Here is a 14,359-nt window from a genome sequence, read left to right on the forward strand (position 1 = left end):
AATATTATTCACCCTTTAATAGCTTCTGGAGCTCGCTGAGACCTTTCAAATCATACTCGTTGCCGACGAGTTCATCAATTAGTACCGAGAGAGTAGACTCCGTTTCCCGTATCTCCGTTTCAACCGCAGAGTATGTGACAGCGTATTTTTTAGATAGAGCTTTGACGTTGTCTACCAGAACATGAATTTCTGCACGGGGAAGCCGCTTAATACTCTCCGTAAGCGGAACAATCCATTTTTGTTCAAGCAGTTCAAGCGCCTGCTCGTCGGACAGCGATTCAATGGTTTCCTTGGTTTTCATATGCAAGGCTGCGGCATCCGCTTTGACCTGTGTTTTTAATTCCTTTTCTTCGGCCATCAGCTTACTTACTTTTATAATTTTTGCTTCAAAGGATTCTTCCGGGAATTCAAAAACAGATTGAAGCTCTGCTAAATAAGCATTGACTGCTTTTTTAGCATAGGTGCCATCATGGCTTGCTTCCATATTGGACCATACGACGTCGTCGTGTGCACTGATAAAGGCAAGTTTGTCGGCTTTCCTGGAAAGTGCGGCATAGGCGTTAAGAGCCTTAATTTCCTGAGTATCGACATCAGCATAAATTTCTTTAAGTTTTTCGCTGACTTCTTTTGCGACGAACGCATCACTGGACTCGGTTGTCACACTTGAATCCTTTTCTTCTTCGGAAAGTGAGTCGAGTATTTCATCATATTCAGAGGAGATTTCGGCAAGTCTGCATTCTTTTTGCATAACCGCTTCATATTCATCGGAAAGAAATGTCCGCTGCACAAGTTCAAACGGAATAACATGACCCATCCAACCATCCTGTACTTCTTCCTCTTTGCCGTCCTTCTTCTTGATGACCATGTTGGGATCAACCTTCTTAACAGCGTTGAATCCCTCTGTCTGAATAACTTCAAGATCAACAGATGTTTTTGCCCACTCATCAGCAAGAAATTGATAGGCTTCATACTTGTTAATAAGTGGAATGGAGGCAAGTCGGGCAAAAATTTCAGCACTCAATACAGCCTCTTCCTTTGAAATATTCAGGCTCGCCATATTGATTATAAGCTCGCTTTTCATGAAATCTTCAAAGTCTCCGAAAGCACCCATGAAATTGGAAATAAAAGCTTCTACAGCGGGATGCTCGTTGACAGTCTTTTCAATATTGCCAACTGCCAATTCAGTGTAAGGACCAGTACCTTGTGTAAACAATGCCTCCTTTAATCCCGGGAAAGCACTCCAGTACACGTCGAGTTTAGCTGTCTCGCTCATGGGAATGCCGCCGAACATAGAAGCATAGAGATCCCATTTCTCTGCGCCTTCGGAAGAATCAACATATCTTGGAATATTCAAATTATATTCATTCCGGCGAATTTCCTCACGGCTGACTTTTCTTGCGAATTTGTCAAGATCGGCTCTGGCCGTTACGGTGTCAACGATCTTCTTAATATCAGACGCTCTGAGCTTATTGTTCTTGCCAGCTTTAATAAAGCCTTTGGATGCATCAGCAAACAGAACATCGGTATTCTCACGCTTTTGCTTCAACACCATGATAATTGTCGGAATACCCGTGCCAAAGAAAATATTGGCGGGGAGTCCGATGATAGCATCAATGTGATTGCATTCAATCAAATTTCTGCGAATCCCGCCTTCTTCACCGCCGCGGAACAGGACACCATGCGGGAGAACGATCGTCATGATGCCATCCGGCTTAAGATGGAACAAGTCGTGGAGCAGGAAAGCATAATCGGCTTTTGATTTCGGAGCGAGGCCAAAACGTGCGTAGCGAGGGTCTGTTTCCTTATTGCTCGGTTCCCAATGCTGAGAGTATGGAGGATTGGAAACAACTGCATCCACATAAAGTGGGTTGTACGTTTCAATCGGGTTGGCTTCATCAAAGTATGGCCAATCATCTTCCAAAGTGTCCCCATTACGGGTCAAGATATTATCGGGTAGGATGCCGCGCATAACTAAATTCATACGAGTGAGGTTGTATGTATTCTGCTTCAGCTCCTGTGCAAAGTATTTAATATTGTTTTCATCATCGATATGCTTTGCAACAGAACGACCGATGTTTATCAAGAGAGAGCCCGAACCGCTTGTCGGATCATAGATCTTGATTTCCGTTCTGTCCTTCAAATGATCTGCAACAATTTCGGACATAAGAAGAGATACTTCATGTGGGGTATAAAACTCGCCCGCTTTTTTCCCGGCATTGGCTGCAAACATACTAATCAGATATTCATAGATGAAGCCTAGAACATCGTAATCCTGCTTGCCATCCATAGGAATATCTTTGATCAGATGAATCAGTTCGCTGATAGCTTTGGTTCGTAAGGCGGAGCTATCACCCAGCTTACTTAGTCCAGTCTGTAGGGTATCAAAAACACCCTCGAATACCTTCTTGTGAGAGGGATTAATCAGACGGTTGAATGCTGATAAGGCATCCGTGACATTAGACACATCAAAATCTTTGCTCATTTTGAGCCAAGTCGAGAACAAGTCCTTATAGGCAATAAAGTATCCGACATTTTCACGAACATACTTTACGGTTTCGGCATCGTCTTCAACAAGAGCCTCAATGTCTTCCTGGGTAAAGCTCTTTTCTTTCAAAAACTTTAACTCTTTGTCCGATAGGTACTTGTAAAATATGAAGCCTAGAATATAATCTTTGTATTCGTTGGCCTCAATCTTTGAACGCATTTTGTTAGCGGATTCCCATATTTTCGTGGCGAGTTGTTGCTTATTCATAATGTCTGTATCCTCTCTGCATATCTTTTAATATATTTTAAAAATAGAATGTTATTTTCCACCATTCCTACTATTGCGCTTAGTTTTCGTTGACCCTCCATAATATCGCCAATACCACATAATATGGTAAAGATAGTAGTTCTAATATCTTCATCTCTTCATAATTTTGAAACAACAACAGAACTTCCGCTGCTGTTCGTAAATCCTTCTTATTCATATCTTTATCAACTAACACTCTCCACATTTTGTTGTAAGTGATATCTATACCGTATCACCGAACACACATTCTTAAAACACTTCAAAAAATATCATAGCACAGAAAACATGAAAAGTAAGACTAAAATAAGTGAAGTGCTGTTTTCATTTCTCTACAAAAAAGTGGACATGCCTACAGAATTTTTAGAGTGTATTTTAAGCGACTACTGCTTGGACAGTTTGGCATCTTAATTAGATACTTCTGTTTCCACATATTGGCCCAACTAGCAGAACCCTTTTTCGTAAATGAAAAGTATAATGTAGCAACTGACATTTTAAATTCTGAAAAACATAATCCCCAACAAAAGTTACGCATTCTCGCTGATTTTTAAATCTACATTTCTTATCTACTATGATGATAGATAATCCTAGGAAATGTAGCAAGATCTAAGCGCGTCCCCTTTTGCCCGGTCTTTTTATCCGTAACAACAAGCCAAAAAAAGACCAAAAGACTGTTTTATACAACCATATTTGAGAGAGACATCATACCAGCAAATGTCGAAAGAATGTATTATGTTAGGGAAAAACCTTTTGGCACGGATTTGGAAATCGTGTTGAACAGGCTATCAACTCTGAGAACGCCTTAAAGCAAGCGACCGCCTATTCAATCTGATGCTCAAATGGAGATCCTAGGTTATAAAGCAAACATCAGAGCGACCAACCCAAGGATTCTTTGAGTAGTCACTGATTGCTATAAAATCGTTCAAAATCACGGCCATACGTCGACAACCTTGCTCATTAATTAGGGTGTCCATGCTTCGCTAATTTAAGGGCGACTTGGACATGGTAGCATCACTACCACCATGAACATCTATAGACATGGTTCTGCCGATCATATTGCGGTAAATAAGTTTGAAAGTCTATTCAATTCGGATAAAAAACAAGACGCTGGGGTAGTAACAGCCCAGCATCCTTCCTTTCGTTCATGTTAGTTTTCATTTGGGCGTAGAGCTTAATTCTTCCTCCACATCTCTGCTGCACATTTTTCGAAAATGCTGTACCATCCTCCTTATAAGACAAGGGTATTAATCCGTCTCATTTTTTACATTCAAAGCAACGTTTTCAATATGTGTGAGTTACGTAAAATAGACAACTTTAAAGATGTGATAGTATTCGCTTATAAAACAATGGTTCCTCAATAAGTTAATGGTAGATTATTTTAGCCAATTATAAAACTATAATTATTTTCCCCATACTTTTAAATTTAACTAACTCTTTTTTACCTAGCTCTTTTCTTACACGTATAACGACATTATAGTAGTTTCTAAGAAGTTAGATTATTCTTCAACGACTGACTCCTAGGCAGCCGGCTTTACTATCCAAATCCTTATGCATTCTTGAGGGGTTTTTCTTCAAGAAACATGTACTGCGATATTCAGTTTCATGATACGCAGCAACTACCAGCGATTCTCCTGATAAACCATGGTATCTGCACCGAAGATAATATCTGGCTGCGGGCATTCAATTATCAATACGACCATGACCATTTATGTACATAAACTCCGGTTGAGGTTAGAAAACTCCATACAGATGCAGTCCATCTAAAATTTTAATTTATCCCAAATAAGTAGGAGGCAATTGAATTGATTCTAGACTACAGCCAGTACATTAATAGAGATGGCCATAGAGGATTAATGAACAACATTCATAGATACGAAAACGACGATCTCTATGGTACAACACTTGGAGTCTGCCCATTTTGCAACAAACTGCAGGCTCTCCTAATTCATAATGTAGACATTATTGGTCGTCCAGAATGGCTTGACGGCACATTTAGAGAAACTGAAATGATATGGAAATGCCCTAACTGCGGTTGGTGGGAGTACTATTATCAAAATCAAAGTGATGCTATAAATGAAGGACTGAAGTTTTCTGAGATCAAGATTCGAACAGCTGTATTAAGAAAATATGAATTAGGGGATAAGCATATACCAATTCAAATTCTTAACCACTACATCCAAAAGAATCCTGAAAAAATTTATGGTATACATCATGGGAAGATGGAGGAGTTAACCCAGTCAGTATTTAGTCAGCATTATAACTGCGAGGTTGAATTGATCGGCAAATCTCACGATGGAGGTAAAGACCTGATACTTGTAAATTCTGATGATCCAATTATTGTCCAGGTCAAAAGAAGAACTCAGCCAGACAAAGTTGAACCCGTATCGACGATTCGAGAACTGTTGGGTGCAACTCAACTTGCCGAAGCAAGATCCTGCATTTTCGTTTCTACAGCTGACCACTTCTCAGGTCCAGCTGTTGCAGCAGCAGAGAAAGCCCTTCAACTTAAACTAGTCGATCGATATGATTTAATTGATTATCATCGCTTTATTGATATGTTAAACCTGCAGCAAAACAAAGAGATCACTCCATGGAGTGGTTTGATTACGGTGACAGATAATAGGGATTAACCCTCATTAGGGTTCTTTCCCTTTTAATCTACGTTCTACATAAACCCCCTTGCTACTAAAAGCCTTTGACTCTTCTTCACTTTCAAGCCCGTATTTGTTGCAATAGAAGGAAAGTTATAAGAATTTTCGTATTCAAGGACGGAGGAGAAGTTGAAAGTAAAATCCAGCTATAGAGCGCTTTACGTCTGTAGCTTTCATTTCCACCCCCCATTAGCATTTGCAAATACATCCAAAGCTCTATAGCTCTAGTTTCTAAGTCCCGAACATTCATTGTACATCGTAACACATTTGGGAATAGTTTGTAATTATTTGTAAAATCATGTAGAAGCCGACTTTACCTAAAGTGCATATAAAAAAGAACGCCCGAACAAATAGGCGCTCTCAGAACAAACTGATTTAAAACTATATTGATTAGATTCTAAAATCGCTGGACATGTCTTCCCATTTTAAGTCCGGAACTATTGAAACGTCGATTTTTTCATTTGCACCTTATTTCTATAGTCCTTACCAGCGGTAGTAAATGACGCATATCTTACGAAATAACCGATAATTAAAAACTTCTAGGTATTGGCGCGACATATCTTTACCACACTCTCCACATGCATCGTATGCGGAAACATATCCACCGGCGTAACCTCAACCGTCCGATAGCCGCCATCCTCCAGCACCCGCAAATCCCTTGCCAGCGTGGACGGATTACAGCTCACATAAACCACGCGCTCCGGCTTCATCTGAAGAATCGTCTCCAAGAGGCGCGGATCACAGCCCTTACGCGGTGGATCGACCACGATCACATCCGCCTCGATGCCCTGCTCTTTCCAGCGCGGAATCACGTCTTCGGACGCGCCGACTTCAAACTCTACATGCTTCATACCATTGAGCTCGGCATTCGCACGCGCATCCTCGATCGCTTCCTTCACGATTTCGACCCCATACACCTTCTTGGCATGCTGTGCCAAGAACAGAGATATCGTCCCGATGCCGCAATAGGCATCTATTACGGTCTCTTCCCCGGTTAATCCCGCATACTCTACCGTCTTGCCGTACAGCACTTCCGTCTGAGCCGGGTTCACCTGATAGAAGGAACGCGCGGAAATGGCGAACTTCACATCGCCGATATAGTCATGAATGACCTCACGGCCCCACAGGACGCGGGTTACATCCCCGAAAATCACGTTCGTTTTGCGTGTGTTCACGTTCTGACAAATGCTTACCACTGCAGGGAGCTCTTCACGGATCGCAGCGATCCACTCGTTCACGCGCGGTATCCGCTCGCCGTTCGTGACGAGCACAATCATCATCTCCCGGGTAGCAAAACCGATCTTCACCACCACATGGCGAAGCAGGCCCTGACCTGTCTCTTCATTGTAGGCGGTGATGCCTAGCTTCCGCCCGATAGCTTTGACGCGGCTGACGACCTCGTCGTTCTGCTCATGCTGGATGAGGCATGTCTCCATGTCCACGATCCGGTGGCTGCCGCGGGCGTAGAAGCCGCCGACCAGGCCGCCTTCCGTTACGCCGATCGGCACTTGAGACTTGTTGCGGTAGCGCCAAGGCTCGCTCATACCGAGTGTCGGCCGCACGAGGATCCCCTCTTGATCTGAATCAACGCCGGACACGGCAGGATTCGCCCCGTTGGTTTCAGAATTTTGAATGTCCCCTCCACCATCTGTGCCACTCCGCTCATCGCCCACACGCGTCTCTCCAGCACCTTCCGCCTCACGCACCACCCGCAGCTTCCCGATCCGCTCCAGGTTGTCCATCACCAGCTGGCGTTTCCACTCTAGCTGACCGGCATAACTCATATGCTGCAGCTGGCAGCCGCCGCATTGGTCGTAGATCGGGCATGGGGCCGCGATGCGGTTTGGGCTCTGTTCAACCAGCTCCAGCAGCTTGGCGTAGCCATACTGCTTCTTCGTTTTGAGCACCTTCACCCGGGCCTTCTCGCCCGGCAGGGCGCCCTGAACGAACAGGGTGTAGCCGTCGGCACGGCCGACCCCTTCCCCGTCATGGTTCATTCCTATAATATCGATCACGACCTCGTCGTTCTTGGCCACCGGCAGGTCCAGGAGGGCCGCCGAAGCCGCCGGCTTGCCGCTGCGGCGCGTGTCGCTTCCCTTGCGGTTCTTCTTCATGATGTGCTGTTCACTTCTTTCCGTTCAACTTGTCCCTTACCACTCTATATTCCCCATCGGAACCCCATCCATAATCAAAACGGATGATCTTCCGTTAACCTTCACTCGCTTAAACAACAAAAAGCTCCCCCAAGGGAGCTTAGCGCACAAGCTCACGTCCATCATTATACGGGAGCCTCGTATGTTATTCAATCCATTCAGCCTGCAAATCCAATCATTTACTTACAAGAGCCTGAAGCCTAAGCGGCGATCCTCGGCCTGTTCCATCATTTAAAATGGTCCATCTCAGCCAAAAATCCTTAAATGCTGCGGCAGGACGCGGAACGTGCCCGGCAGGACGCCGCCGAACTCGCCGTCCAGGTTCAGCTGAACCGGTCCCGGAGAGACGACCTCCATATAGTCGGTGCGGAAATGCACGACTCGCTTGTCGTTGATATGCTCGCCGCGAAGAGCTAGCGTAGCCACGCGCACGAACTCCGCCAGATTGCACTTGCGCAGCGCAATGACGTCGAACAAGCCGTCGTCGATGCTCGCGCCCGGCGCGATTTTGTCGAAGCCGCCGACCGAGTTGCTGTTCGCAATGAGGAACACCATGAACTCGTCATGGATCGCCGGATGACCGCTGGCGTTGATGATGAGCTCCTGCGGCGTCAGGCTGACCATTTTCTCGATCCCCTTCAAATAATACGCCAGCTGCCCGATCATCGTCTTCAGCTTGCTAGGCACCTCATACGTAAGCTCGGTCAGCGTACCGCCGCCCGCGATATTGATGAAGTAGCGATCATTCGCTTTGCCCACGTCAATCGGACGCGTCTCGCCCCGAATCACCAGATCGCAGTACTCCTCCCAGTTCTTCGAGATGCCGAGCGCCCGCGCAAAATCGTTCGTGGTCCCCAGCGGGAAAATGCCCAGCGGCGGGAGGTTATCCCTGCCGGCCATCCCGTTGATGACCTCATTGAGCGTACCGTCTCCGCCGGCCGCGATCACAAGATCGTACCCGCGCTCCACGGCATCCGCCGCTTCACGGGTCGCATCCCCCTCTCCGGTCGTTGCATGACAGGAGGTTTCGATGCCAGCACTATCCAGACGGTGCAATATATCAGCAAGCCGACGCTTCATTTCCTCCCGGCCGGAGGTTGGGTTATAGATTAACCTTGCATTTCTCATTAACGATACGCCACCTACTTATGATTTCAAGGATTGAAGAAGACGTTTGGCCTGCGACTCCATCCACTGCGGCAGCAGCGGATGCGGAAGCAAGGTTCTGCCGGAATACCGGCATTCCAGCCCCTGAAGCCGATCGGGTATTACCTTCTCCGTAAAATACCCCTCACTCAAAAAAAGCGGAGCTACGATCACATCGCAGCCGCGCTCCATCCATGCTGTCACCTTGTCCCGCACATCGCCGGGACTGAGTAAGGCATAATCCGCGCCGGTTCCGCTTACCTCGCTAACTCGCTGTGCCAAAGAGTTAATACCCTTTTCCCAGCGGCTGCGAAACAGATCATGCCTGCTGCCGTGTCCGACGAGGAGAATGACCTCCTTCGCCGGGTTCGCGGACAGCTCTTTCACCTTATCCCATACCATGGCCGCAACCTCGGGATCGTCGTCCATCGGCGTACCGAAATGAACCCGGGACCGAACCCGAAACGGCGCCAGGTCCGTCTCCATGTCCGGAACGGCCTTCGCTCCTATAGCATAAGCTATTTCGTCGACATGTGTGCTGCCGGACGAGACAAATAGAGGAATGACCACAATGTCGGTGACACCCTGGTCTTCCAAGGCCGTGATGCCGTCCTGAATCAGACGGCCCTCTACCAATTCCAGGTACGAAGATACGACCGGTATATCCATACGGGATGCCAGTTCGTGGACGGCCTCGTCCACAAGCGACACCCATTTCCGTTCACGTGAGCCATGACTGATGACCAGCACACCCGGCTTCGTCATGAATTAACGTCCCAGACGCTCCAGCGTCATTTTGTAACCGTCATTGCCGTAGTTCAGGCAGCGCTTCACGCGCGAGATCGTGGCGGTGCTGGCTCCCGTTTCTGCTTCAATCTGGTTGTATGTGCATCCCTTGCCCAGCATGCGCGCCACTTCCAGCCGCTGCGACAAGGATTGAATTTCGTTCACGGTACAGAGATCGTCGAAGAATACATAACATTCCTCCACGCTGTCCAGGGTTAATATCGCTTCGAATAATTGATCGATGCTCTTATCATTTAGCTTCTTTAATTGCACTGGATGATCATCCCCTATTGTTACTGTGTGTATAACACTCGCACTCCCATTGTACCCGAGCGGATATAGTATTTTCAAGCATTAACGATTTCACGCACTACAGGACGACCACCCCTTAGGGGCACTCATCCCGCATGAACGCTCTCTTTCACGGGCGAAAGCGACGCGCTAAAATCTTCCTGGGCCATCGCCCGATTCCGCTCCTATCCCGAAAATCGGGACATCCGCCTAAACCCATCGCCCGCCCGTATCATACAGTATAGTATCTTAACTCAAAAAGGAAAGTGATATCATGACGCGTCATTCTCACTATTATCATCGCCGACCCACGAATAACCATCGCTCCCTCAATTCATATGAATCACTGCCGCAGGATCCAACACCGTACCCTGGCATCACGCCATACGGCGATTATCCGGAAGTCGGTGAAACGGCGTTATATCCATATACCGACGGCGTAACGGATTTGGAGGCTTCGGCCTCGGCTCTCGCTCCCTCCACGAATTCCGGCGGCGGCGGGCTGGCAGGTCTCCTCGGCGGAGGAGGCGGCAGCGGCGGTGGATTAAGCAAGCTACTCGGCGGGCTCGGGGTCAACAATATGAGCGACATCAAGGGTCTCATCGACCGGATGGGCGGCATCGACGGCATCGTCAACAACATCGGCAAGGTACAAAAGGTCATGCAGGGCTTCCAGCAGCTTGCGCCCATGTTCTCCGTGCTGGCAGGCGCACTTAAGAAGAAGGGCAGCGGATCGTCTTCGACTGCCTATACGGATCAGAATGAAGACGGCTACGAATACAGACCGAGAAGACGGCGGTCCTCGGGAAGCAGACGACGCTCCGGCTCGCGGAAATCGTCTTCCAGCAAAAGACGGCGCCGTTAACCTATGTAATCGGTGCACACAAGACACTTTATATGCCGTGCAATTCTAATCAAACAGTGCAGGCTCTGATCAGCGAATGAGATCAGATCTGTCAGGATGGTCCATGAGATACGTTAGGGCCGACCATGGCGGGATGCACGGAGCCCTCATACATCACGCAGGCTCCAGTCTGTACCCCAGACTGGAGCCCTATCTTTTTTACGGCCTGTATATCCTTATCAGCGAGTCCAGTCCCCTTCGGGGCCGGCTTCTTTATTCTCGACGCTTTCGAGCGATTTTAACCGGAACCAATAGGAACCGCGCAAACCGGAACGCAGCAGCATCGTAATACTGCCGAGCAGGTACAGCACCGTCGGGATTCGTTTCATCTGGGGATAGAACATCATGATGCTGCCTGCAATGAAGAGCAGACCCGTGGCGATCTCGCTGATGACCATGCCCACCTCGTAACGGTTCGTGACGGCGAGCTTCCGTTTTCGTTTCCTAGCCAAGCGAAGCATCCGGCGCAGCAGCCGGGAACGCAAAGGCTCGTCTGGTTGACGCGATGAACGCTTCTTGGGATGTCGTTTGAGCCCGAGTTTCATATGCAGTCCCTCCTCAGCAAGCCTTTACCCCTTACGGAAGAACAAGAAACGACAGCTATTTAGCATTCGCCCTGTGAAATGGGACAACCTTCCCCGCTCATCTCTCTTCAAAGTTACCGCTGACCCAGGACTTCGGCCAACGCAGATGGTCCCGGCTGGAATCCCTGCTTCGGTTAGCTTAACAGTATTTACCGCAAGGAACCTCCTTATTTAAACCAGCCTCTGCGCACAAACCACAACACCATGCCGCCGCCCAGCACGAACATGAGAAGGAGTACAAAGAAGTATCCGTAATGCCACCCCAGCTCCGGCATGTTCTCGAAATTCATCCCGTAAATCCCGGCGATTAGGGTTAGTGGCATAAAGATCGTCGTAATGACGGTCAACGTCTTCATGATCGTGTTCATCCGGTTCGAATTCACCGATATGTAGCTGTCCCGTAGATCCGCCGTCATCTCGCGGTCTGCCTCGATCATGTCCGCCAGCTTCAGCAGATGGTCATAAATGTCGGAAAAATAAGCATGGTGCGCGTGATGCTCCATATGCTGCGAGTTCACGATCCGGTACAGCAGATCCCGCATCGGCACCACCGTGCGCCGCAGGCGGAGCAATCTTGAACGCAGCGCAAAGACCTGATTCATCAGGTCCTCGACCGAATCCTTCTCCCCTTGGCTTTCCAGCTCGGCGAGCTCGTCCTCGATGGCGAACAGGCTGGGAAAATATTGGTCCACCAGCTTATCCATAATCGTATACGCCGTGAAGCTCGGGCCGTCCTGCCCCAGCGGCCCCTTGCCGGCAGCCGAGAGCACGCGTTCCCAAGCCTCGTCCATTTCCGGCAGCGCCTGCTGGTGGAAGGAGACCACGAACGAAGGGGCCAGGAACACATCCACCTCGACCGCCTGCAGCGTATCCGGCTGAAGGGCATGCAGGACAAAAAACTGCATGTTGTCGTAATAATCCAGCTTCGGCCGCTGCAGGACGTGCAGGCAATCCTCCACCGCCAGCGGATGAAAGTGAAAATAGCTCTCCAGCTTCCGCGCTTCCTCCGGCGTGGGATTGCTGAAATCGGCCCAGATCCAGGCATAGTCCTCCATTCGGATTTCTTCCAGCGTAAGCCCGGTCACCGGTTCATAGCTTGGCGTAATCGCCAGAACGCGTATCATGATTGGATGTCCCCTTCCCCTGTACCATCGATTCTTTAAACAAAAAAAGCCAATCGATTCCTGATTGGCCCCACAACTATCCGTTTCTCTATGTGTAATGATTCATGTCTAGAAAAGAATTTTAAAGATGACTCCTGCCAGTATGGCCGTAATCGGAATCGTAATAAACCAGGTTACCACGATGCGTCCTGCCAAGGACCATTTTACGGCGGAGAAGCGTTTTGCCGAGCCTACGCCGAGAATTGCCGACGTAATGGCATGCGTCGTACTGATCGGCAAGTGAAGCAATGTTGCCGAGAAGATAACGGAAGCGGCCGAGAAATCCGCGGCGAACCCGTTGATCGGCTCGATTTTGAATATTTTCGTACCCATGGTCTTGATGATCTTCCAGCCGCCTACCGACGTACCGAGCGCCATCGCTGTTGCTGCAGAGACTTTAACCCAGAAGGGTACTTCCATCTCCTGCAATTGACCGGACGTCACGAGAGCAAAAGTAATAATACCCATTGCCTTCTGTGCGTCGTTGGTACCGTGCGTGAAGGATTGCAGCGCTGCCGTGAAGATCTGCATCGTACGGAAGCCCTTGTTCACCGTATGCGGACTGCGCTTGGCAAAAATGACCTTGAGCAGCTGCATGACCAGATAACCGATCACGAATGCGATAATCGGCGACAGGATCAACGCGAGCACGATGTCCTTGAATCCGCCGTAATTCAGCATGTCGCTTCCCGCACCGACGAATACTGCGCCGGCCAATGCCCCGATCAGGGCATGGGAAGAGGACGAAGGCAATCCGAACCACCAGGTAACCAGGTTCCAGATGATGGCTGCAAGCAATGTTGCAATAACAACCTCGATCCCGTTATCCAGCTTGGTCGGATCCGCGACGCTGCCGCCGATGGTTTTGGCAACGCCTGTGAACATCATCGCGCCGACGAAGTTCATGCTCGCTGCGAGCAGTATGGCTACCCGCGGCTTCAGGGCCCGGGTCGATACCGACGTTGCAATGGCATTCGCCGTATCGTGGAACCCGTTGATGAAGTCAAATGCAAGCGCCAAAAAAACAACTATTACTAATACTAACATCGTTGTATCCATTGTTCAGGACTCCCTTACGAGTTGCGCATAATGATGGATTCCAGCATATTTGCCACGTCTTCGCAGGTGTCCGTGGTCGTCTCAAGACGTTCGTAAATCTCTTTCTTCTTGATCAGCAGAATCGGGTCAGAGACGGTGGCGAACAGATCCTTGATACAGATACGAAGCAGCTCGTCGCCTTGGTTCTCCAGATCGTTCAAGCGGATCGTGTACTCGCGAATCGCCAATAGCTTTTTCTGGGAGAGCAAATGAATGGCTTTCTGAATTTCATAAGCCGATTGACGCAGAATCTCTGCAAACTGCACCATGTACTCGTCAGGCTTGCCCAGCTGATACATATAGAAACGGGATGCGGTCGCTTCCAATCCGTCCATTACATCGTCCATGCTGGTTGTCAGGTCCATGATGTCGTCGCGTTCGATTGGCGTAATAAATGTTTTGTTGAGTTCAGTAATGATGGTATGCGTGTAGGTATCACACTGCGACTCGTACTTCTTCATTTCGTTGGCAAATTCAAGCACATCTTCAAGATTGGAAACGTGCTGCGAAAAATAGTCTGCGGCTTGTACCACCGTATCGGCCATATTCTCCAGCGTTTGGAAGAATATATCCTTTTTCTTCATTTTCATACTCTTAACCCCTTTTTTCGATAAATTGCCGCGAACGCCTTGAAAAGATAGACAACCTTGACTATCTTATCACATCCATGGCAGGGTGTGTATAGAAAAGTAACACTCAAAAATGTAAGGAACTAACAAAACAGAAGATGCTTGGATTTCCCTTCGATTCCCTTGCCTATTAACATCTCCGTCTGCGTGCAAATTATCCCGAAAC

At 48.3% G+C, this 14,359-nt stretch carries 11 protein-coding genes; 2 read left to right on the forward strand and 9 right to left on the reverse strand.

What is annotated here, in order from left to right:
- Positions 1-4: 4 nt before the first annotated feature.
- On the reverse strand, positions 5-2,752 hold the full coding sequence (locus RB297_RS15145) for a type I restriction-modification system subunit M (RefSeq protein WP_375120873.1): 2,748 nt from the start codon (positions 2,750-2,752) through the stop codon (positions 5-7).
- 1,838 nt (positions 2,753-4,590) lie between these two features.
- Here RB297_RS15145 and RB297_RS15150 point away from each other — a divergent pair.
- Positions 4,591-5,418 (forward strand): restriction endonuclease, encoded by an 828-nt coding sequence (locus RB297_RS15150; protein WP_375120874.1) that lies wholly within the window; start codon positions 4,591-4,593, stop codon positions 5,416-5,418.
- 560 nt (positions 5,419-5,978) lie between these two features.
- Here RB297_RS15150 and rlmD read toward each other — a convergent pair.
- From rlmD to RB297_RS15170, 4 genes are all read right to left on the reverse strand, one after another.
- Positions 5,979-7,553, reverse strand: a complete 1,575-nt coding sequence (gene rlmD / locus RB297_RS15155; protein WP_375120875.1) for a 23S rRNA (uracil(1939)-C(5))-methyltransferase RlmD — start codon at positions 7,551-7,553, stop codon at positions 5,979-5,981.
- A gap of 285 nt (positions 7,554-7,838) precedes the next feature.
- Positions 7,839-8,720, reverse strand: coding sequence for a diacylglycerol kinase (locus RB297_RS15160; protein WP_096774998.1), 882 nt, complete (start codon positions 8,718-8,720; stop codon positions 7,839-7,841).
- A gap of 18 nt (positions 8,721-8,738) precedes the next feature.
- Positions 8,739-9,503: a sirohydrochlorin chelatase gene (locus RB297_RS15165; RefSeq protein ID WP_375120876.1), complete on the reverse strand. Its 765-nt coding sequence runs from the start codon at positions 9,501-9,503 to the stop codon at positions 8,739-8,741.
- A gap of 3 nt (positions 9,504-9,506) precedes the next feature.
- Positions 9,507-9,797 (reverse strand): YerC/YecD family TrpR-related protein, encoded by a 291-nt coding sequence (locus RB297_RS15170; RefSeq protein WP_009592310.1) that lies wholly within the window; start codon positions 9,795-9,797, stop codon positions 9,507-9,509.
- 292 nt (positions 9,798-10,089) lie between these two features.
- On the opposite strand from RB297_RS15170, the gene RB297_RS15175 reads away from it, so the two are divergent.
- The gene (locus RB297_RS15175) at positions 10,090-10,680 is read left to right on the forward strand and encodes a hypothetical protein (RefSeq protein WP_096774996.1); all 591 of its coding nucleotides are present in this window, start codon (positions 10,090-10,092) and stop codon (positions 10,678-10,680) included.
- 218 nt (positions 10,681-10,898) lie between these two features.
- On the opposite strand, the gene RB297_RS15180 is transcribed toward RB297_RS15175, so the two are convergent.
- The 4 genes from RB297_RS15180 to RB297_RS15195 all read right to left on the reverse strand — a co-directional run bounded on the left by RB297_RS15180 (position 10,899) and on the right by RB297_RS15195 (position 14,154).
- On the reverse strand, positions 10,899-11,264 hold the full coding sequence (locus RB297_RS15180; RefSeq protein WP_375120877.1) for a YrhK family protein: 366 nt from the start codon (positions 11,262-11,264) through the stop codon (positions 10,899-10,901).
- 206 nt (positions 11,265-11,470) lie between these two features.
- Positions 11,471-12,427, reverse strand: a complete 957-nt coding sequence (gene corA, locus RB297_RS15185) for a magnesium/cobalt transporter CorA (RefSeq protein WP_375120878.1) — start codon at positions 12,425-12,427, stop codon at positions 11,471-11,473.
- Between the two features lie 108 nt (positions 12,428-12,535).
- Positions 12,536-13,525 (reverse strand): inorganic phosphate transporter, encoded by a 990-nt coding sequence (locus RB297_RS15190; protein WP_090912270.1) that lies wholly within the window; start codon positions 13,523-13,525, stop codon positions 12,536-12,538.
- 14 nt (positions 13,526-13,539) lie between these two features.
- Entirely contained in the window at positions 13,540-14,154 is a 615-nt protein-coding gene (locus RB297_RS15195) for a DUF47 domain-containing protein (protein WP_012819132.1), read from the reverse strand.
- Positions 14,155-14,359 lie beyond the last annotated feature (205 nt).

The organism is Paenibacillus sp. CR_12, assembly GCF_041953985.1.
Classification (GTDB): domain Bacteria; phylum Bacillota; class Bacilli; order Paenibacillales; family Paenibacillaceae; genus Paenibacillus_AQ; species Paenibacillus_AQ lautus_A.